This is a genomic window from Clostridium sp. FP1, from assembly GCF_011065975.2.
In the GTDB taxonomy this organism is placed as follows: Bacteria; Bacillota; Clostridia; order Clostridiales; family Clostridiaceae; genus Clostridium_AD; species Clostridium_AD tagluense.
Genome location: NZ_JAAMNJ020000001.1, coordinates 461,777 through 482,228 on the forward strand (window position 1 = coordinate 461,777; position 20,452 = coordinate 482,228).

Sequence of the window (20,452 nt, forward strand, 5' to 3'; positions counted from 1 at the left end):
ATTATGAAAGCAATGAGAATGATTAACGCAGTAGATTCACATACAATGGGAGAACCAACAAGAATTATAACTGGTGGAGTGCCGGTAATTCCAGGAAATACTATGCCTGAAAAGAAAGAATACTTGGAAAAACATTTAGATTATTTAAGAACAGCAATAATGCTTGAACCAAGAGGTCATAATGACATGTTTGGATCTATTATTACTGCTCCAACAATGCCAGAAGCTGATTTAGGAATTATTTTTATGGATGGTGGCGGATATTTAAATATGTGCGGTCATGGTTCTATAGGGGCTGCAACGGTAGTTGTAGAAACTGGAATTATCCCTATGGTAGAACCGTATACATACCTAACTTTAGAAGCACCAGCGGGTCTTGTTAAAGCAAAAGTTAAAGTAGAAAATGAAAAGGTAAAAGAAGTTTCTATCCAAAATGTTCCTTCTTTTCTTTATAAGGAAGATGTACAAGTAGATGTTCCTGAACTCGGTAAAATAACTTTTGATATTTCTTTTGGAGGAAGTTTTTTTGCACTTGTTAAAGCTACTGACTTAAATATTGATATTTGTCCTAAAAACGCACAAAAATTATGCGAAGTAGGAATGAAGATTTTACATGCGATTAACGCATCTGTTCCTGTTAAGCATCCATTACTTCCTCATATAAACACAGTAGATTTGGTTGAAATATATGGACCTGCTAAAAATCCAAAGGCTACTCTTCAAAATGTAGTAATATTTGGCGACGGACAAGTAGATAGATCTCCTTGTGGAACTGGAACAAGTGCTAAACTTGCATATTTGTATGCAAAGGGACATTTGAAACAAAATGAAGAATTTGTATATGAAAGTATTGTTGGAACTATGTTTAAAGGTAAAGTACTGGAAGAAGTGCAAGTAGGCGAATTTAAAGGCGTCATTCCAGAAATAACAGGAAGTGCTTATATTACTGGATTCAATCAATTTGTTATTGACGATGAAGATCCTTTAAAACATGGATTTAAGCTATAATTAACAGGTAATATTTAGTATTAAATATTAGGATATAGCATTAGTGGAATAAACTGAATTGTCTATTAAATGAATAATTTATAGACATTACAAGTATATTGTAGTAGAATGAAAGTCTAAACATTATAATTTTATGTGATTTTTTTAACTAAATCATTAAAAATTTAACAAGAAATGTATACTTCGTGGTAACGATTAACATGCACTATTTAAAACTCTTTTTAAATAGTGCATGCTAATAATATATTAATTAAACAAGGGGGAATTCAAAATGTTAACTGCAGTATTATCAGCACTAGGTCTTTTAACCCTTTATTTTGCAATAATTTTTGTTAAGGATTACATGCTAGCTTCAAAGGAAGGTAGACTTGAAAAACCAAGTTTTTTTGCTACGGGAGCTGTAGGATTTGCCACAAATTTCTTTGATGCGTTAGGTATTGGTAGTTTTGCACCTACAACTGCACTATTAAAACAATTCAAACTTACAAATGATAGAACACTACCAGGAACATTAAATGTATCTTGTACAATTCCAGTAGTAGTGGAAGCATTTATATTTATTACAGTTATAAAAGTTGATCCAATTACACTTGTTGCTTTACTTGCAGCAGCAACGGTAGGAGCAATTGTTGGAGCTGGATTTGTTGCTAAACTTGATGTAAAGAAAATTCAATTGGCAATGGGAGTTGCATTACTAATTGTAGCAGTTGTTATGATACTCCAACAATTAAAAATATTTCCAGCTGGGGGAGACGCAATTGGTCTTTCTGGGATAAAACTAATAATTGCTATTATAGGTAACTTTATTCTTGGTGCTTTAATGACACTTGGAATAGGCCTTTATGCTCCATGTATGGCGCTTGTGTTTGCACTTGGATTAAGCCCAGCAATTGCTTTTCCAATTATGATGGGTTCTTGTGCATTCCTAATGCCAGCAGCTTCAGTTAAATTTGTTAAAGAAGGAGCTTATGATAGAAAAGCTTCCATGGCAATAACAGTAGGTGGAGTAGTAGGCGTAATTTTTGCAACAAAAATCGTTAAATCATTACCACTTGATATATTGAAATGGCTTGTTGTTGTGGTTATCATTTATACATCTGCTATGATGTTTAAATCTTATTCAAAACCAGTTGAACAAAAATCATAAAATGTACCCTTTGTCTAATAGGATTTTAAAAAAAGTTTAGGCTAAATTTAAAAGATGATTTCTGCTGAATGGACAGGAATCATCTTTTTTACGTTCCTTGCATTTTAATAAAAGAACTATCATTTAACTCACATAAAGCCTCTATGGTCACTAACATTTTTGAAAATATAATTAAATAATTCGTAGACAGTTGTAGAAAAATGTAGTAAAATTAAGTTTTGACGATTAAAAAAGTACGTTATTTTTTAACTAGTCTAAATAAAATTAAATAACTATTTAATTAACCAAGGAGGAATTTAAAATGTTAACTGCAGTATTATCAGCACTAGGTCTTTTAACCCTTTATTTTACAATAATTTTTATTAGGGATTATATGGTAGCACTAAAGGAAGGCAAACTTGAAAAGCCAAGTTTTTTAGCTACAGGAGTTGTGGGATTTGCCACTAATTTTTTTGATACACTAGGTATTGGTAGCTTTGCACCTACAACTGCACTATTAAAACAATTCAAACTTACAGATGATAGAACGTTACCAGGAACATTAAATGTATCTGCTACAATCCCGGTAGTGGTGGAGGCATTTATTTTTATTACAGTTATAAAAGTAGACTCAATTACACTTGTTGCGCTGCTTGGAGCAGCGGCAATAGGCGCAGTTCTTGGAGCTGGTGTAGTTGCTAAACTTGATGTAAAAAAAATTCAATTGGCAATGGGAGTTGCATTAATGGTTGTAGCGGTTATTATGATACTACAACAATTAAAAATTTTTCCAGCTGGAGGAGACGCAATTGGTCTTTCAGGAATAAAATTAATAGTTGCAGTTATAGCTAACTTTATTCTTGGAGCGTTAATGACTCTTGGAATAGGACTTTATGCTCCATGCATGGCACTTGTATATGCACTGGGTTTAAGTCCAACAGTTGCTTTTCCGATTATGATGGGGTCTTGTGCATTTTTAATGCCAGCAGCATCTATTAAATTTGTTAAAGAGGGAGCTTATGATAGAAAAGCTTCTATGGCAATAACTGTATTTGGAGTATTAGGGGTATTTATTGCAGCATATCTTGTAAAATCATTACCGCTTAACATACTTAGATGGGTTGTTATTGTGGTTATTATTTATACATCTGCTATGATGTTCAAGTCTTTTAAAAAACCAGCTGAATTAAAAGCATAGAATTTATAAAATTATGTAACTAAATAAAAACACACCTTAAATTATCATGATTTAAGGTGTGTTTTTTAATGTGCTCGGCATAAAAAAAGATTAAAAATAAAGTAATTTGATGAAAAATGTAGAATAATAGAATAAAATGGTATATTATATTAAAGTAACTATTCTACATATATATAATTTATTACAAAGGAGAAACTAGGATGTTTAAAAAATTAAATTTAGCAACAAAATTGAGTATTATACTTGGTACGATAGTATTTTTAGGAATTGTTCTTATTGGAGGAATCACACTTAAAAAGGTTAAACAAAGTTCTTATAATCAGGCGAGTGAACAGGCGAAACAGGTATCAAATGCTTTTTCAAATGATGTGCAGGGAGACTTTAAAGTAGTGCAGGCTACCGTTGAGGGAATAAGAGATACTATTATATTCTCTAAAAAATCAGGAAGCTTAAATAGAGAACAGGTAATTCAACTTTTAAAAGCTATGCTAGAAAAGAATAAAAACATAGTAGGTGTACACACCGTGTGGGAACCCAATGCATTTGATGGTAAAGATAGTGCTTATATAAATAAAGAAGGACATGATGCTACAGGTAGATTTGTTCCTTATGTTGTACTGAATAATGGAAATATAAAGATAGAGCCATGTACAGGATATGACAAAGAGGGTGATGGAGATTATTATCTTCTTCCAAAGAAAACGAAGAAAGCTTGTTTAATAGAACCTTATATGTATAAAATGGATGGAAAAGATACGTTGATTACTACTTTATCAATACCTATAATTGATGGAAATGGTAATTTTATGGGTACTGTGGGAGCAGATGTTGAATTAAGGACACTTCAAGAACTTACTGTTAAAGCAAAACCTATGGGAGGATATGCAACAATAGTTACAGATAAAGGAACCTTTGTTACAAATGGTGCAAAGCCAGAGCTTATTAGTAAAAAGATACTTGATGTGGATAATAGTCAAACAGATATAGTTGAAAAAATTGCTAAGGGAGAAGCTTTTGAAGTGCATGCAAAAGCAGTAGGTACAGGATCTTTATCTCTAAAAGCCTGTACGCCTATAAGTTTAAAAGGGGTAGATAGTAAATGGACATTTATGTCAATAATTTCAGATGGAAAAATGTATGCTCAATATGATAAACTATTTTATACAATAGTGGTAATGACGGGTATTGCTACTTTAGCTATAGTTATATTAATGTTTATGCTTATTAAAAAAGCTATTTATCCTATAGGTCTTGCATGCAATCATTTAGAGTTACTTTCTAATGCTGATTTTACCATGGAAATACCAAAAGAGTTTTTGAATAAAGAAGATGAAATAGGTAGACTTGGGAAATCAATTGATAAAATGCAAAACTCTATTAGAGAGCTTGTTGTAGGAGTTAAGGGAGAATCCTCAAATGTGGAAAATGCAGTTATAGATGCTGTAAAGCAGATACAAGAATTAACTTTAAATATAGAAGATGTGGCATCAACTACTGAAGAATTATCGGCAAGCATGGAAGAAACAGCAGCATCTACAGAAGAAATGAATGCTACATCAAGTGAAATAGAAAGATCGGTGGAAATTATAGCAGATAAGGCTAAAAAAGGCGCAATATCAGCCAAAGAAATTAATGATAGGGCAAAAGGACTTAGAGTGAATTTTTTGGAGTCTGAGAAAAAAGGAATAAAAGTTTATGAAGAAACAAGAGAAAAGCTTCAAAGTGCTTTAGAAGAATCAAAATCTGTTGAAGAAATCGGTGCACTTTCAAATACCATAATGGAAATAACTGCACAAACTAATCTTCTAGCTCTTAATGCAGCAATAGAAGCAGCGAGAGCTGGTGAGTCAGGTAAAGGGTTTGCAGTGGTTGCAGATGAAATAAGAAAGCTTGCAGAGGATTCTAAAAATGCAGTTGCAAAGATTCAGGAAATAACACAGAAGGTAACAGGTTCCGTAAGTAATCTTGCACAGAGTGCAAATGGTATGATGGATTATATGACAAATAACGTTAATAAGGATTATAAAACTATGCTTGAGGCTACGGATAAATATAGTATGGATGCAGATTTTATTAAAAATATGGTTTCAGAATTCAATGATGCCTCAAGTCAAATTCTTGATTCAATTAAGAATATGTCAGAGGTAATAGATGGTGTAACAACCGCTGCAAATGAAGGAGCAGAGGGGACTTCTACTATTGCTGAAAAATCTACTATAGTGGTAGAAAAATCACAGGAAGCCAAGGAACTTTCAGAGTATGTTAAAGAAAGAAATGAAAAGCTTGTGGAGTTGGTTTCAAAGTTTAAGGTATAAGGCATATTCAAATATTAAAACATCTATATCCACTGAGATATAGGTGTTTTATTATTCTACCGATTTCATGAGATATATTTTATATTTTGGTGCACATTTGTAGGACTCTATCTATATAGGGTATAATATATATGTGAACTATAAAAGAATAATAAAATACAAAGGGTTAAAAATAAGAACATACTAACTTTTTCATATATTTCTCCGAAAAAATTTTATTTTTATATAGATATGAAGATAGAACTTGGGGTATGATTAAATATGTTGATTTTGGGACCTTAGATTTAAAATATAAATTATGAGAGGAGGACTGGCTATTTAGATGCATAAAATAAATAATAAAATACTGACGAGTTATTTGTCTTATGTACCTTATAAAAATAGTTAGGAAAATATGGAAAATATAGAAAGTAGATTAATAAGTGAATTTGGAATAAGCAAAGAGCAATCGGAGAATGTAATCCAGTTATTAGATGAGGGGAATACAGTTCCTTTTATAGCTAGATATAGAAAAGAAAGAACAGGGGGGCTTGATGATATAGTACTTAGAAATTTCACAGAGAGACTTATATATCTTAGAAATTTAGAAGGAAGAAAAACAGACGTACTACGTATTATTGGAGAACAAGAAAATCTAACAGAGGAAATTGAAAATTCCATAAAAAAATGCGAGACCCTTACAGAAATAGAGGATATTTATAGACCTTTTAAGCCTAAGAAAAGAACAAGAGCCATCATTGCAATAGAAAAGGGGTTAAAGCCTCTTGCTGAAATTATTTTTAGTGGTGAGTTTAAAGGTGATATAAATGAGTATGCGCAGGAATTTATAAGTCAGGAAAAAGGAGTCACTACATCCATGGAAGCATTTGAAGGCGCTGGTGATATTATCAGTGAGATGATTTCAGATGAAGCTAATTATAGGAAGTGGATCAGGGCACTCGTGCATAATCAAGGCATTGTAGAAACTAAGGGTGCTTCGGACGAGACTACACCTTTTGAAATGTACTATGAGTATAAAGAAGGCGTTAAATCTATTCCACCACATAGAATTCTTGCTATAAATAGAGGTGAAAGTAGCAAGATACTTTCTGTGAAAATTAAAGCTGATAATGATAAGATTAACCAGTACTTAAGAGATAAATGTTTAAAGGAAAATAATGAAACTGATAAGTATATAGAACTAAGTATAGTTGATTCTGTAAAAAGACTTATATTTCCATCAATTGAAAGGGAAATAAGGTCAGAACTCACAGAAAAAGGTGAAATAGGTGCTATTGAAATATTTAAAGCTAATTTAAAAGCTCTTTTAATGCAATCACCTATAAAAGGGAAGGTAGTGCTTGGATTTGACCCTGGGTTTAGAACTGGGTGTAAAATAGCAGTTCTAGATGATACAGGAAAGGTTTTGGATATAGCTACGGTATATGCTACTGCGGGTAGTAAGGATGGTGTACAAAAATCCATAGGTATTATTAAAGCATTAGTAAATAAGCACAATGTAGAAGTAATATCCTTAGGTAATGGAACTGCTAGTCGTGAGTCTGAAGAAATTCTAGCTCAGATAATTAAAGAACTTAAAGAAGAATGCTCAAAAGATTTGTACTATGTTATAGTTTCAGAAGCAGGTGCATCCGTATATTCAGCTTCAGAGCTTGCATCAAAAGAATACCCGGATATAGATGTATCTATTAGAGGTGCTATTTCCATAGGAAGAAGACTTCAAGATCCTTTAGTGGAGCTTGTGAAAATTGATCCTAAAGCTATTGGAGTTGGACAATACCAACATGATGTAACGCCTAAAAAACTTGATGAATCTTTAAAAGGAGTAGTTGAAGACTGTGTTAATGCCGTTGGAGTAGATCTTAATATTGCAACTCCTTCACTATTATCTTATATATCAGGGATAAATGCTGCAATAGCTCAAAATATAGTAGCCTATAGAGAAGAAAATGGTAAATTTATAGCTAGAAAAGAATTATTAAAAGTGAAAAGATTAGGCGCTAAGGCATATGAGCAATGTGCGGGATTTTTAAGAGTCATGGAGAGCAAAGAGTTTTTAGATAATACTTCAGTTCATCCTGAGTCATATAATGCTACAAAAAAAATGCTGGATTTTCTGCAATATACAAAACAAGATCTTAAATCACTAAATTTTAAAGATATGGATGAGCGAGTTAAAAATATTAATCTAAATGAGCTTGCTGAAAAATTAGAAATAGGAGTCCCAACTCTTAAAGATATTATTAAAGAAATTAAAAAGCCGGGTAGAGATCCAAGAGAAGAATTGCCTAAGCCACTATTAAAAACAGGTGTAGTTCAAATGTCTCATCTTAAACCAGGGATGAAACTTATGGGTACAGTTAGAAATGTATCTGACTTTGGAGCTTTTGTTGATATTGGAGTTCACCAGGATGGTTTAGTACATATAAGCCAGCTATCAGATAAATTTGTAAAGCATCCATTGGATGTAGTTACAGTTGGAGATATAGTAGAGGTTAGTGTGCTAGACGTTGATGAGAAAAGGAAAAGAATATCCTTATCTATGAAAAATATATAATTTGTATGTTGCTTTTTTTATTAAATGTAGATATAATTAAATTATAAAATAAAATTTGATAATCTTCAGGGCGGGGCGAATTTCCCCACCGGCGGTAAAGCCCGCGAGCCGAAAGGCAGATTCGGTTTAACGACATTTCGGAAGGTGATTTTCCTTCCGAAGTCGTTAAGACAGCACCCTTGGGTGATGGTTTAATTCCGAAGCCGACAGTAAAGTCTGGATAAAAGAAGATGTGATATATGCGAATTCGCCCTGACATAGTTCTATGTCAGGGTTTTTATTATATCCATCCCTAGAAGACATATTCAATTAGGGGGTATAAAAATGAGAGACGAAAAACTTGTTAAACTTATTAAAATTTCACTTTTATCTGTTATGGCTTTTCTTTTGATGTACATTGAATTACCAATACCTATATTTCCGGAATTCTTAAAATTTGATATCAGCGATCTGCCGGCGCTTCTAGGGGCTTTTGCATTAGGACCAATAGCAGGAGTTATTATTGAACTCATTAAAAATATATTACATGGATTGCTAGCTACTAAAACAGCTTTCGTTGGAGAACTAGCAAATTTTTTATTAGGCTCAAGTTTAGTATTAGTATCTGGATATATATATAAGGCTCGTAAAAACAAGGGTGGAGCTATTGTTGCATTATTAATAGGAGTAATTTGTATGTCAATTTTTGCAGGGATATTAAATTATTTTGTTGTTCTACCGCTATATGAAAGTGTATTAGGATTCCCAATAGATGCTGTTGTAGGAATGGGATCAAAAATAAATCATAATATTGTGGATTTGAATTCTTTCATTATTTGGTCAATTATTCCTTTTACTTTTATTAAAGGAATAGTAGTATCATCAGTAACTCTAGCGCTATATAAAAGTGTTTCTCCTATACTTCATAAAGAAAATGTAGAGAGAGAATACAAAAACAGACGAGGTAATTATCAGTCAAAAATATAAAAAACAATGGCATAGCGTAAAGGGGTACCTATTTTTATAGGCACCCCTTTACTAATTAATATTTTTCATGGCTTATGTTATAGATTACGATTCCACATAATTACTGCATCTTCTCCGTTGTCTTCATAATAATGAGGTCTAACGCTTACCTTTTCAAAGCCATGTTTTTCATATAAGTTTATAGCAAGAAAATTTGAACTTCTAACTTCTAAGGTTATAGCTGTTACTTTTTGCTTTCTACAAATTCTAAATAAGGCTTCTACGATTAAATCTCCACCACCGTGGCCTCGGGCATCAGGATGAATTGCAACATTAGTAATATGGGACTCATCTATAATTAACCACATGCCTCCATAACCTACTATAGAATCACCCTTCTTGAGTACTACATATTTAGCAAATTTATTATCTAATTCACTTTCTAGGGATTCTAAACTCCAAGAAATAGGAAAGCTTAATTCACTAATATTGAGGATAGATTTAATAGACGATTTGTCCATTGGGCAAATTTTAAAATCGCTATTCATTTTTATTTTGCCTCATCTTTTCTTCGTACTCTCGCTCTGCTTGAGGTTTTCGAAGGTAAATAGGTACTGACCCGTATAAATCATCCACTGTTCCCTTAGATAATAACTTAAGACCTAATTCTCCTAGGGATGATGCCCTAGCTAAATTTAAATGAGCTGGCGCAAATCTGGCCCTGGGAAAGTGTTCTATAAGTTTTTCTCTGAATTTCGGAACACCATCTCCTACAAAAGAAATATTGCAGTTCTTCTCTTTAAGCATATTTATTAATTCATCTATAGAAATATTTATATAGTCAGTGATGCGGTTAAGCTCGCAATTATTAAAAGTATATAAGGCTGTATAAACATTATCCCGCAGTGCATCTAGTATAGGACAGACAATGCCATCTGTATATGCTAAGTTAAATGCTAAGGAATCTAAGGTAGATACGGTTACAAAGGGCTTCCCTGTGCCTTGGCTAAGTCCTTTAATGGTAGAAAGCCCTATTCTAAGGCCTGTAAAGGACCCAGGTCCCTTTGAGCCTACAAAGGCATCTATATCGCCTATGCCCATTCCTACATTATTAAATAATTCATCGATTATAGGCATAAGTATTAGAGAATGTTGCTTTTTATAGTTAAAAGTTATCTCGCCAAGTACATTGTCATCCTCAAGAATGGCACAAGTAGCTGCAGCTGTAGCAGAATCTATACTTAAAATCTTCATATTTTTATCTCCTTTATATAATCATATCTTTTATCAGAATAGCATGCGCTGATTTTTCTATAATTATCTCCAAATTCGGGAAGCTTTTCGATGGTAATGGTTAAATTATTCCGTGGAATTAATTCCTCAATATAATTAGCCCACTCAATAACACTAACCGCATCACTAAATATATATTCATCAAAGCCTATAGCTTCTATTTCGTCCGGATCATTTACCCTGTATACATCAAAATGATATAAGATTAAACGACCCGTATATTCATTTACGATTGTAAAAGTAGGGCTTGTTACATGGTCTTCAATACCTAAGCCTTTTGCAATTCCCTTTGTTAAATGAGTTTTGCCAGTGCCCAGGTCACCAATTAAGCAGATTATATCACCTGAATTTACAAGTTCACCTATTAGTTCTCCTATTTTATAAGTTTCTTCTACTGTAGTTACTACAAATTCCATAAGTTTCACCTCACTAGATATTTTATCCTAAAAAATAAAAAAAGAAAAGGTAATCTAGGAGATTGATCATAATATTTGGATTTATTTTTATTAATTATATTTCTAAAATAAAAAACAATTATTTACACATAAATTATAAAATAATGTATAATAGCTTATATACCATATTAAGGAGGGGAAAGTAATGTTTGTTAATAATTTGATGCTATTAAGAGAAAAATTAATTACGGTAACACCAAAGGTGACAATAGGTAAAGCTTTAGAAATTATGGATCAAAATAATTTTTTATCAATTCCTGTGGCTGAGGGTAATAAATTTATTGGATCAATTTCAAAAGAAAGAATTTATACTTATTATTATGAAAATTGTCTTGATAAGAAATGCTTATTATCTGATTTTATGGTTGAAAATGTAATGAGGACTGATGTACCTGTTATTAATCCAATGGAGCAAGCAGAAGAAGCAGCACATTTTTTAGAGACAAGAAGTGTTTCTTTCGTTGCTGTAGCGGATAATAATGGTGATTTTAAAGGTATAGTTACACACCATGCTATATTTCATCAATTTACTGAGTTATTTGGGCTTAATAAAGGAAAACGTTTAGCTGTTATAGCTTATGACATTCAAGGCCAGATATCTAAGCTTTCAAAAATAATAACTGAAAACAAAGGTGATATAATTAGTTTTGTAGTTATTGATCCAAAGAGTCTTACAGAGGTTAAGGAAATTGTTGTAAGACTTGATACAGAAAATTTTGATGACATCGTTGCAAAAGTAAAGTCAGCAGGTTTTAAAGTGGAATAATCGCTAATAATAAAATAACTATTAAGAAGCGCAGAGTGTGCATGAGGTATTTAACCTGTGTTTCTTAATAAGTTGAATCATCATCTAGGAAGCTGTAATATTAACGACCTCAGAAGGTTTCTTCTTGTTATAGTATGTAATTCCTACTTATAGAAGTAGTAGGTTTTCCTTCAGAAATGTCCTTTAAATATAAAACACTTGCATTTATTAAAGATACATGATACACTTTGAATGTAAATTAGGGGTATGGCTCAATTGGTAGAGTAGTGGTCTCCAAAACCATTGGTTGTAGGTTCGAGTCCTACTACCCCTGCCATTTTTAAAATTTTATACGTAATAAAGGGGTATGGCTCAATTGGTAGAGTAGTGGTCTCCAAAACCATTGGTTGTAGGTTCGAGTCCTACTACCCCTGCCAAATAAAACCTGTGAAATTATTTTCACAGGTTTTTACGTTTATTTATAATGGACTATCAAATTTTAGTATTAGGCGTTTCCAAAAATCGACTAGCATATCGACTGGCCATTTTTTTAGGTGCCTTAAAATAGGAGGGTATGTAATGCAGCAATATGACATAGTAGTAATCGGGGGAGGCATCGCAGGCCTTGCAGCTGCTATTTCAGCTAAAGAACACTACGAGGGTGAAATCCTGATTTTGGAAAGAGAAAATCAATTGGGCGGAACAATAAATCAATGTATCCATAATGGGTTTGGTGTCAACACTTTTAGTGAAGACTTGACTGGACCTGAATTTGTACAGAAATTCATAGATAAAGTTAATAAAATGGGTATTTCATATAAGTTAGACACCACGGTTTTAAATTTAAGTCCTACTAAAGAAATTAATGCAGTGAATACTTATGATGGAATTTTTAAAATAAAAGCCAAAGCTATAATAATTGCCACTGGGTGTAGAGAAAGACCAAGAGGATTTTCTAATCTAGCAGGTACTAACTGTGCAGGTATATATACTGTAGGGTCTGCGCAGAAATTTGTAAATATAGAAGGATATATGCCAGGAAAACAAATTATCATATTAGGTACAGGAGATATTGCATTAAAAATGGCAAGTAGACTTTCTATTGAAGGGGCTAATGTTAAAGCTATAGTTGAAGGTAAAGATTATATTGATGAACTTGATAAAAAACTGGGTAATTCCCTTAATGATTTTAATATACCATTAAGAACAAAGCAAAAGATTATTGCCATTGCAGGCAAAAGTAGAATTGAAGGCGTTACTTTAGTGAAGTTAGATGATAATAACGAAGTTATTAAAGGGAGCGAGGAATATATTTCTTGTGATGCGTTACTTTTATCTGTAAAATTATATCCAGATAATGAACTCGCAAAACAAGCAAAAATAGAAATTGGCTCATCGACAGGACAAATTCTATTAAATGAAAAATCACAAACTAATATAGCAGGTATTTTTGCTTGTGGAAATGTTGCTCTTGGTTATGATTTTTCTGAGAGTGTTATAAATCAAAGCCAAAATATAGGTATCGTTACTACGCAATACTTAAAAAAATATAATATTTAGGAATTATCTGTTAGTTTATTCTAACAGTTTTTTTTTGTAGAAAATTATAAAATTTCTAATTTTAAGATGAAATTCTATAATAATTATTAAAAAAAGCAATTTACTAAAATAACTAAATAGTATTGACATATTTTAATGTTAAGAATATAATATAATAAAGAAAAGTAAATCATACTAAAATACTAGGAAATACTGAGAAAAAGGAAAGTAGTATAAGAATAATATACAGAGAGAGAGTCTAAAGCTGAGAAGATTCTTATGGGAAGATTATATGAAGTGCCCTTTGGAGTTGTGCACCGAATTAGGCATATGCCTATGGTAGGCTGCATCGGGGTTCCCCCGTTATAGGGATAGAGCATAGCGCTGTGCTTGAAAAAGTGGCGTTATAATCACTATAGTGATTATAACTTAGAGTGGGACCACGAAGCAAAACTTCGTCTCTAGATTAGAGGGAGTTTTTTTTGTACTCAAAAATCTTTAGATAATTCACTGATGAGTATATAATTGTTATTTTTTATTTTATAATTTTAGAAATATATATAGATCTTAAAGTAAATCAATTATTTTAAATTTGGAGGGATATTATTATGATGTATAACAACGTTTTAGATATGATAGGAGCAACACCGGTTTTGAAATTAAATAAATTAGTTAAGGGTGACATGGCTGATATTTATGTGAAACTTGAAAAGTTTAATCCAGCTGGAAGCATAAAAGATAGAGCGGCCCTTGGGATGATAGAAAAAGCTGAAAATTTAGGATTATTAAAAGAAGGATTCACCATAGTTGAACCATCTAGTGGAAATATGGGAATAGCTTTGGCCATGATTGGGAGAATTAAGGGATACGAAGTGATTATTGTAATGCCAGATAGCATGAGCGTTGAAAGACGAAATTTAATTAAGGCATATGGAGCACAACTTGTGCTTACGGATGGTACCAAGGGCATGAAGGGCGCTATAAACAAGGCTAAGGAAGTAGCAGAGGGAAAACCTAATTTCTTTATACCGCAGCAATTTACTAATTTAGCAAATCCAGAAAAACATTATGCTACAACTGCAGAAGAAATAGTGGAAGATGTGGTGGACTTAGATGCGTTTGTATCGGGAGTGGGAACTGGTGGAACAATTACTGGAGTAGGAAGAAGATTAAAAGAAATTAGAAAAGACATTAAAGTAGTTGCAGTTGAACCAGAAAAATCTCCTGTATTATCAGGTGGAGAACCTGGACCACATAAAATACAAGGAATAGGAGCAGGTTTTACACCAGATATTTATGATACTGGCATTGTTGATGAAATAATAAAAATATCTGATGATGAGGCTTTTGAAATGGCAAAACTAATGGCCAGTGAAGAAGGTATATTAGTTGGGATTTCAACAGGGGCTAATATCGCAGCAGCTATAAAAATTGCGAGTAGAATAGGTAAGGGCAAAAAAGTTGTTACTGTTGCACCGGACGGAGGAGAAAAATATATCTCCATGGGGATTTATGACTAAATCAACAATATTGCTTTGTAGGAGTGAATAGTTATATGCTTAAAATGCTGAAATATGAAATTAAAAATGTATTAGAAAAGGATCCAGCAGCTAAGAATTGGGTGGAAGTAGTATTTCTATATCCATCTACGCATGCTATAATATTATATAGAGTAGCTCATTTTTTATATAATCATAAAGCTTATTTTATATCTAGAGCACTATCACAACTAGCTAGGTTTTTTACTGGAATAGAAATTCATCCAGGGGCAAAAATAGGAAAAGGGTTATTTATAGACCATGGAATGGGCGTAGTAATAGGAGAAACAACAGAAATAGGGAATAATGTAACCCTGTACCAAGGGGTTACACTTGGTGGAACAGGTAAGGACACCGGAAAAAGGCATCCTACTTTAGGAAACGATGTGGTGGTAGGTGCTGGTGCGAAAATTTTGGGACCAATTAAAATAGGACCTGGTAGTAAAATTGGCGCCAATGCTGTAGTTTTAAAAGATGTATTAGCTAAGGCAACTGCTGTTGGTATTCCCGCTAGAATAATTTTTGGGAAAACTATTCCCATAATAGAGATTAAGGATTATTTAGGGAAGACTAAAAGAATGTATAATGATATGATAATATAAAAAGGACTGACAATATGAGCATTAAGGAAGAAATCATAGAGTTTTGTATAAAAAATGGGTTAGATACAATAGGATTTAGCGAGTGTAGAATTTTTCATGAGCTAAATCCTTATTTTGAGACAAGAAAGAAGCTTGGACTAGAAAATGAGTTTGAGGAACATAGCATAGATAAGAGGATAAATCCATTTTTATATATGCCAGAAGGAAAAACAATAATTACCATTGCATTTCCCTATCTATATAGTTTAGATTTCAATAAAAAGACGCAATTTTCTAAATACACGCTTGGAAGGGATTATCATGTTGTTACAACCGAGTATATGGAGAAAATTTGTAAATTCATTGAGGGTATGGGCGGAAAAGCTATGTCTTTTGTGGATAGCAATGCACTTCCAGAGAGATACATCGCCTGTAATAGTGGAATAGGGTTTATAGGGAAAAACAATACCTTGATAACAGAAAAATACGGATCATATGTTTTTTTAGGTGAGATTATAACAGATTTAATAATCCTACCAGACAAACCAATTGTTCAAAAATGCGGTAATTGTGAGAGATGTTTAGAAGCATGCCCTACAAATTCTATAGTGAAAGGTCAAGCAGGAATAAATAATGATGCAAATGTATGTCTTTCCTACATAACTCAAAAAAAACATATAGAGGATTCCTGGTTTGAAAAGTTGAATGGTAGACTATTTGGTTGTGATACCTGTCAAAGAGCTTGCCCATACAATAGTGGAATCCAGTTTAGTGATATTAGTGAGTTTAAACCATATGAATATATGAAAAACATGGATGTAAAGACTTTAATGAATATGGATAATGATTTATTTAAATACAAGTATAAAATAACTTCTTGTGGGTGGAGAGGTAAAAATATACTTAAAAGGAATGCAATTATTAATGCGATTCACAGTGGAAGGGTTAAGTTTATAACCGTAGAGAAGGATACATCACCTTATATAAGGGATTATTATTATAGACTTTTAAAGTTTTTCAAATTATAATAATTTTATAAATATTTTTTATGAAAGGTGGGATTTTAATGGTTTCTCCAGTAGTGCTAAGAATAATAGATTTTTTGCCGGATAAAGTTGTATCATTTATAGCAAATAAATTAATTGATTCATACATTAATAAATACGCAAATATAAAAACTTCTGGAATGGAGAAAATTGTTGGAGCTAAATCTCCTATAATTTTTATATGCAATCATTTAAGTAATGCTGATGGTATAGTTATGAATAGGCTATTAAAGGATAATAATGTAACTTTTGTTGCTGGTGTAAAGCTAACAGATAACAAGCTTACTAAACTAGGGTTTCACGTGGCTAAGACTATAAATATAAAACCCAATTCTGCAGATAAGGAAGCTATATCTAAAATTGTGAATACGCTAAAACAAGGAAATAACATTATGATTTTTCCAGAAGGAACCAGGAGTAGAAGTGGGCAAATGGCAGAAGCTAAGAAGGGCCTTTTATTAATGGCTAAATTATCAAAGGCAACAATTGTTCCAATGGGCATTTGGGGAACAGAAAAATTATTACCTATTAATGAAAATAACATGGCCTCAGAAAAATTCAATTATGCAGATGTTAACATTAATGTTGGTGAGCCGATTATGCTTCCTATTAAAAATGTGGATGAAGATAAAAATCAGTATCATGATAGGGCCATGCATGAAATAATGTGGGGGATAGCTATGTTACTTCCTGAGAAATATAGAGGAGTATATTCCAATTTAAAATAGGCAATAATAAAAAAATGTTTAAAAACAAGAGTTGTGTTTAAAAAACGAAATCTTGTTTTTTAATTGTGTCTTATATAGCATAAGGAAATGGAAAGTAATAATTCACAATGATGTAAAAAAATCATAAATATAAAAAAATAAAAGAAATATTGCTTTTAAGGTAAGGTCTTTGCAATTTAATTTGGCATTTGGAGCTAAAAGATATATAATGAACTTGTGATTAAATATAAAATTCTTATATATTTTTATAAGAATATACAAAATAAAAGGTTGGAGGCATGTTACCATGGGAAGTAAAGTATTAGGGAAATTTTTAAAAGATAATTTAGATGATTTAAAAAGTAAAGGTTTGTATAACGTAATAAATGTACTAAAGAGTTCAAATGGACCTGTTATTAAAATTGGTGATAATGAATTAATTAACCTATCTTCAAATAACTACTTAGGTCTTGCTACTAATCCTAGAATGATTGAAGCTACTGTTGAAGCAACTAAGCAATATGGTTCAGGAGCAGGTGCCGTTAGAACAATAAATGGTACGTTAGAAATCCATACTAAATTAGAGCAAAAACTTGCTAAATTTAAACATACAGAGGCAGCTATTGCTTTCCAGTCAGGATTCAATTGTAATATGGGAGCAATTTCAGCAGTAATGAATAAAAAAGATGCTATTCTTTCAGATTCCTTAAATCATGCATCAATAATAGATGGGTGCAGGTTATCTGGTGCAAAAATCATAAGAGTAGAACATTCAGATATGGTAGATTTAAGAAATAAGGCAAAAGAAGCAGTGGAATCAGGCTTATATGAAAAAATAATGGTTATTACTGACGGTGTATTCTCTATGGATGGCGATGTTGCTAAACTTCCTGAAATTGTAAAAATAGCAGAAGAGTTTGACTTAATAACATATGTAGATGATGCTCACGGTTCAGGAGTAATGGGAAAAGGTACAGGTACTGTACATCACTTTGGTTTGTCCGATAAGATAGACTTTCAAATTGGTACATTATCAAAGGCTATTGGTGCTGTAGGTGGATATGTAGCTGGAACAAGAGACTTAATTGATTGGCTTATGGTTCGTGCTAGACCATTCCTATTCTCAACATCACTAACTCCGGGAGCAGCAGGCGCTGCTATTGAAGCTATTAACATTCTTACAGAAAGTACGGAGTTACATGATAAACTTTGGGAAAATGCAAATTATTTGAAGAAGGGTTTAAAAGAACTTGGATTTGATATTGGAAACAGTGAAACTCCAATTACTCCATGTATAATAGGAGACGAAGTTAAAACTCAAGAATTCAGTAAAAAACTTTTTGAAGAGGGCGTTTATGCAAAATCAATAGTCTTCCCAACAGTTAGAAAGGGAACTGGAAGAGTAAGGAATATGCCTACAGCAGCTCATACAAAAGAAATGTTAGATAAAGCATTAGTTATTTATGCAAAAGTTGGAAGAGAAATGAAAATAATAAAATAAATAAAAACAGAGTATAACGCCTAATAATTAGGTGTTATACCTATGAGCTTAAATTAAACGTTTGCAACATTACGCGTTGTTAGCTAAATATGGAGGTAATGTAATGAAAAAAATATTAGTAACAGGAGCCTTAGGGCAAATAGGTTCAGAGCTTGTAATGAAAATGAGAGGAATTTATGGTAGTGAAAATGTAATAGCTACAGATTTAAGAAAGCTAGAGGGTAGTCCTGTAGTTACAACCGGGCCTTTTGAAATATTGGATGTAACTGATCATGAAGCTATGCTTCACCTTGCCCGAAAATATGAAATAGATACATTAGTTCATTTGGCGGCTTTATTATCAGCAACAGCAGAAGCAAAACCACTGCTAGCTTGGAATATAAATATGGGTGGGCTTGTAAACGCTTTAGAAGTTGCAAGAGAAGTGAAATGCAAGTTCTTTACACCAAGTTCTATAGGCGCATTTGGACCATCTACGCCTAAAGATAATACTCCTCAAGATACAATTCAAAGACCAACGACAATGTACGGTGTGAATAAAGTTGCAGGAGAATTATTATGTGATTATTACTATAAAAAATTTGGTGTTGATACAAGAGGAGTAAGGTTCCCAGGACTAATTTCTTATGAAGTTCTTCCAGGAGGCGGAACAACTGATTATGCAGTTGATATATACTATGAAGCGTTAAAGTCAGGTAAGTACACCTCATTCATTGCGGGTGGTACAAAAATGGATATGATGTATATGCCAGATGCAATAAATGCAATAATTAATTTGTTGGAAGCTGATGCATCAAAATTAATACATAGAAATGCATTTAATATTGCAGCTATGAGTTTTGAACCAGAAGAAATAGCGGCTGAAATCAAAAAACATATGCCTGAGTTTATTATGGATTATAATGTAGATCCAATAAGACAAGGAATCGCTGATTCATGGCCAAATTCAATGGATTCAACTTGTGCTAAAAATGAGTGGGGATTTGTAGCTGAATATGATTTAGCAAAAATGACTACCGATATGCTTCAAAAATTACGTGCTAAAGGAATTGGCGCTAAGTAATAGTTATAATTTATACGTTGTTTTCCTCATATATGAGGTAAGCAGCGTATTTTTATTAATAATTCTAGAATTAAATTATATTAGAATTAAATTATTTTGGTATAGAATGTGATAGAATAATCCTAAGGAAATATTCTTGCTAGTAAAAAGTAGGTGATTTATATGAATAAGAAAACAATTAAAACAGTGCTTGAAATTCTTAATGAAACATACGCAGGTGCAAAGTGTGGCCTTAATTTCAACAATCATTATGAACTTTTAGTTTCAACCATACTATCAGCACAATGCACTGATGATCGAGTAAATATTGTTACAAAAGAGCTGTATAAGGAATATAATACACCTGCAGCTATGATTACTTTATCACAAGAGGAACTAGGAGAAAAAATTAAAAGCTGTGGATTTTATAATAATAAGAGTAAAAATATATTAGGTGCTACAAAAATTATATTAGAAAAACATGGGGGCCTAGTACCAAGCACTATGGAAGAATTAATAGAGCTTTCAGGGGTAGGTAGAAAGACAGCAAATGTGGTATTATCTAATGCCTTTGGTATTCCAGCCATTGCCGTAGATACGCACGTTTTTAGAGTTTCAAAAAGAATTGGTCTTGCCTCAGGTAAAAATGTAGAAGAGGTAGAGCAAGAGCTTATGAAAAACATTCCTAGAAAAATGTGGAGTGATGCTCATCATTATATTATATGGCATGGTCGAAAAATATGTAAAGCTAGGAAGCCTAATTGTGATATGTGCCCTATAGCACCATATTGTGAATTTTTAAATGGAAAATAGATATTTATATTGCTTATTTATAAAAAAATAAATATTAAAATAG

The 20,452-nt window shown here is 32.4% G+C and carries 18 protein-coding genes, 2 tRNA genes, 1 riboswitch and 1 other annotated feature; of the genes, 17 read left to right on the forward strand and 3 right to left on the reverse strand.

The genetic code is table 11. From position 1 onward, the window contains the following. The first annotated feature begins 3 nt into the window (after positions 1 to 3). The 6 genes from G9F70_RS02330 (at position 4) to G9F70_RS02355 (ending at position 9,170) form a co-directional block, all read left to right on the forward strand. Positions 4 to 1,008, forward strand: coding sequence for a proline racemase (locus G9F70_RS02330; RefSeq protein WP_164946014.1), 1,005 nt, complete (start codon positions 4 to 6; stop codon positions 1,006 to 1,008). A 271-nt stretch (positions 1,009 to 1,279) separates the two neighbouring features. Continuing rightward, entirely contained in the window at positions 1,280 to 2,155 is an 876-nt protein-coding gene (locus G9F70_RS02335; protein WP_164946015.1) for a sulfite exporter TauE/SafE family protein, read from the forward strand. 301 nt (positions 2,156 to 2,456) lie between these two features. Then, a complete protein-coding gene (locus G9F70_RS02340; protein ID WP_164946016.1) occupies positions 2,457 to 3,332 on the forward strand; it encodes a sulfite exporter TauE/SafE family protein in 876 nt (291 codons plus the stop codon). Positions 3,333 to 3,532: 200 nt separating this feature from the next. Beyond that, complete coding sequence (locus G9F70_RS02345; RefSeq protein WP_164946017.1) at positions 3,533 to 5,647, forward strand: methyl-accepting chemotaxis protein; 2,115 nt, start codon at positions 3,533 to 3,535, stop codon at positions 5,645 to 5,647. 394 nt (positions 5,648 to 6,041) lie between these two features. Beyond that, complete coding sequence (locus G9F70_RS02350) at positions 6,042 to 8,204, forward strand: Tex family protein (protein WP_164946018.1); 2,163 nt, start codon at positions 6,042 to 6,044, stop codon at positions 8,202 to 8,204. Positions 8,205 to 8,261: 57 nt separating this feature from the next. Then, positions 8,262 to 8,440, forward strand: a riboswitch (FMN riboswitch). An 88-nt stretch (positions 8,441 to 8,528) separates the two neighbouring features. After that, positions 8,529 to 9,170 (forward strand): ECF transporter S component, encoded by a 642-nt coding sequence (locus G9F70_RS02355; protein ID WP_164946019.1) that lies wholly within the window; start codon positions 8,529 to 8,531, stop codon positions 9,168 to 9,170. Positions 9,171 to 9,247: 77 nt separating this feature from the next. Here G9F70_RS02355 and rimI read toward each other — a convergent pair whose 3' ends face one another. From rimI to tsaE, 3 genes are read right to left on the reverse strand one after another with little or no spacing between them, the layout of a single operon-like run. Further along, positions 9,248 to 9,697 (reverse strand): ribosomal protein S18-alanine N-acetyltransferase, encoded by a 450-nt coding sequence (gene rimI / locus G9F70_RS02360; protein WP_124997192.1) that lies wholly within the window; start codon positions 9,695 to 9,697, stop codon positions 9,248 to 9,250. Beyond that, entirely contained in the window at positions 9,690 to 10,403 is a 714-nt protein-coding gene (gene tsaB / locus G9F70_RS02365) for a tRNA (adenosine(37)-N6)-threonylcarbamoyltransferase complex dimerization subunit type 1 TsaB (protein WP_164946020.1), read from the reverse strand. The genes rimI and tsaB overlap by 8 nt, the downstream gene beginning before the upstream one ends. Beyond that, positions 10,400 to 10,858 carry a tRNA (adenosine(37)-N6)-threonylcarbamoyltransferase complex ATPase subunit type 1 TsaE gene (tsaE, locus tag G9F70_RS02370; RefSeq protein ID WP_164946021.1) on the reverse strand — a complete coding sequence of 153 codons (459 nt, stop codon included), beginning with the start codon at positions 10,856 to 10,858 and terminating at the stop codon, positions 10,400 to 10,402. The genes tsaB and tsaE overlap by 4 nt, the downstream gene beginning before the upstream one ends. Before the next feature lie 184 nt (positions 10,859 to 11,042). Between tsaE and G9F70_RS02375 the strand changes: the two genes are divergently transcribed. From G9F70_RS02375 to nth, 11 genes are all read left to right on the forward strand, one after another. After that, on the forward strand, positions 11,043 to 11,663 hold the full coding sequence (locus tag G9F70_RS02375; protein WP_164946022.1) for a CBS domain-containing protein: 621 nt from the start codon (positions 11,043 to 11,045) through the stop codon (positions 11,661 to 11,663). A 240-nt stretch (positions 11,664 to 11,903) separates the two neighbouring features. Continuing rightward, a tRNA-Trp gene (locus tag G9F70_RS02380) sits at positions 11,904 to 11,979 on the forward strand. A 24-nt stretch (positions 11,980 to 12,003) separates the two neighbouring features. After that, positions 12,004 to 12,079, forward strand: a tRNA-Trp gene (locus G9F70_RS02385). Between the two features lie 142 nt (positions 12,080 to 12,221). Next, positions 12,222 to 13,202 (forward strand): NAD(P)/FAD-dependent oxidoreductase, encoded by a 981-nt coding sequence (locus G9F70_RS02390; protein ID WP_164946023.1) that lies wholly within the window; start codon positions 12,222 to 12,224, stop codon positions 13,200 to 13,202. A 185-nt stretch (positions 13,203 to 13,387) separates the two neighbouring features. After that, positions 13,388 to 13,647: a binding site (T-box leader), on the forward strand. Positions 13,648 to 13,789: 142 nt separating this feature from the next. After that, the gene (gene cysK / locus G9F70_RS02395) at positions 13,790 to 14,701 is read left to right on the forward strand and encodes a cysteine synthase A (protein ID WP_164946024.1); all 912 of its coding nucleotides are present in this window, start codon (positions 13,790 to 13,792) and stop codon (positions 14,699 to 14,701) included. A 35-nt stretch (positions 14,702 to 14,736) separates the two neighbouring features. Further along, positions 14,737 to 15,321 carry a serine O-acetyltransferase EpsC gene (gene epsC, locus G9F70_RS02400; protein ID WP_164946025.1) on the forward strand — a complete coding sequence of 195 codons (585 nt, stop codon included), beginning with the start codon at positions 14,737 to 14,739 and terminating at the stop codon, positions 15,319 to 15,321. A 14-nt stretch (positions 15,322 to 15,335) separates the two neighbouring features. Further along, entirely contained in the window at positions 15,336 to 16,328 is a 993-nt protein-coding gene (queG, locus tag G9F70_RS02405; RefSeq protein ID WP_164946026.1) for a tRNA epoxyqueuosine(34) reductase QueG, read from the forward strand. A 38-nt stretch (positions 16,329 to 16,366) separates the two neighbouring features. Further along, positions 16,367 to 17,074, forward strand: coding sequence for a lysophospholipid acyltransferase family protein (locus G9F70_RS02410; protein WP_164946027.1), 708 nt, complete (start codon positions 16,367 to 16,369; stop codon positions 17,072 to 17,074). Positions 17,075 to 17,360: 286 nt separating this feature from the next. Continuing rightward, entirely contained in the window at positions 17,361 to 18,554 is a 1,194-nt protein-coding gene (locus tag G9F70_RS02415) for a glycine C-acetyltransferase (protein WP_164946028.1), read from the forward strand. Between the two features lie 103 nt (positions 18,555 to 18,657). Then, positions 18,658 to 19,617 (forward strand): L-threonine 3-dehydrogenase, encoded by a 960-nt coding sequence (locus G9F70_RS02420; RefSeq protein ID WP_164946029.1) that lies wholly within the window; start codon positions 18,658 to 18,660, stop codon positions 19,615 to 19,617. Between the two features lie 162 nt (positions 19,618 to 19,779). Further along, a complete protein-coding gene (gene nth / locus G9F70_RS02425) occupies positions 19,780 to 20,409 on the forward strand; it encodes an endonuclease III (RefSeq protein WP_164946030.1) in 630 nt (209 codons plus the stop codon). Positions 20,410 to 20,452 lie beyond the last annotated feature (43 nt).

What these genes read in the sequence shown, in the direction of transcription:
- G9F70_RS02330 (WP_164946014.1), top strand. Translation starts at nt 4, where the DNA reads ATGAAAGCAATGAGAATGATTAACGCAGTAGATTCACATACAATGGGA.
- G9F70_RS02335 (WP_164946015.1), top strand. Translation starts at nt 1,280, where the DNA reads ATGTTAACTGCAGTATTATCAGCACTAGGTCTTTTAACCCTTTATTTT.
- G9F70_RS02340 (WP_164946016.1), top strand. Translation starts at nt 2,457, where the DNA reads ATGTTAACTGCAGTATTATCAGCACTAGGTCTTTTAACCCTTTATTTT.
- G9F70_RS02345 (WP_164946017.1), top strand. Translation starts at nt 3,533, where the DNA reads ATGTTTAAAAAATTAAATTTAGCAACAAAATTGAGTATTATACTTGGT.
- G9F70_RS02350 (WP_164946018.1), top strand. Translation starts at nt 6,042, where the DNA reads ATGGAAAATATAGAAAGTAGATTAATAAGTGAATTTGGAATAAGCAAA.
- G9F70_RS02355 (WP_164946019.1), top strand. Translation starts at nt 8,529, where the DNA reads ATGAGAGACGAAAAACTTGTTAAACTTATTAAAATTTCACTTTTATCT.
- rimI (WP_124997192.1), bottom strand. Translation starts at nt 9,697, where the DNA reads ATGAATAGCGATTTTAAAATTTGCCCAATGGACAAATCGTCTATTAAA.
- tsaB (WP_164946020.1), bottom strand. Translation starts at nt 10,403, where the DNA reads ATGAAGATTTTAAGTATAGATTCTGCTACAGCTGCAGCTACTTGTGCC.
- tsaE (WP_164946021.1), bottom strand. Translation starts at nt 10,858, where the DNA reads ATGGAATTTGTAGTAACTACAGTAGAAGAAACTTATAAAATAGGAGAA.
- G9F70_RS02375 (WP_164946022.1), top strand. Translation starts at nt 11,043, where the DNA reads ATGTTTGTTAATAATTTGATGCTATTAAGAGAAAAATTAATTACGGTA.
- G9F70_RS02390 (WP_164946023.1), top strand. Translation starts at nt 12,222, where the DNA reads ATGCAGCAATATGACATAGTAGTAATCGGGGGAGGCATCGCAGGCCTT.
- cysK (WP_164946024.1), top strand. Translation starts at nt 13,790, where the DNA reads ATGATGTATAACAACGTTTTAGATATGATAGGAGCAACACCGGTTTTG.
- epsC (WP_164946025.1), top strand. Translation starts at nt 14,737, where the DNA reads ATGCTTAAAATGCTGAAATATGAAATTAAAAATGTATTAGAAAAGGAT.
- queG (WP_164946026.1), top strand. Translation starts at nt 15,336, where the DNA reads ATGAGCATTAAGGAAGAAATCATAGAGTTTTGTATAAAAAATGGGTTA.
- G9F70_RS02410 (WP_164946027.1), top strand. Translation starts at nt 16,367, where the DNA reads ATGGTTTCTCCAGTAGTGCTAAGAATAATAGATTTTTTGCCGGATAAA.
- G9F70_RS02415 (WP_164946028.1), top strand. Translation starts at nt 17,361, where the DNA reads ATGGGAAGTAAAGTATTAGGGAAATTTTTAAAAGATAATTTAGATGAT.
- G9F70_RS02420 (WP_164946029.1), top strand. Translation starts at nt 18,658, where the DNA reads ATGAAAAAAATATTAGTAACAGGAGCCTTAGGGCAAATAGGTTCAGAG.
- nth (WP_164946030.1), top strand. Translation starts at nt 19,780, where the DNA reads ATGAATAAGAAAACAATTAAAACAGTGCTTGAAATTCTTAATGAAACA.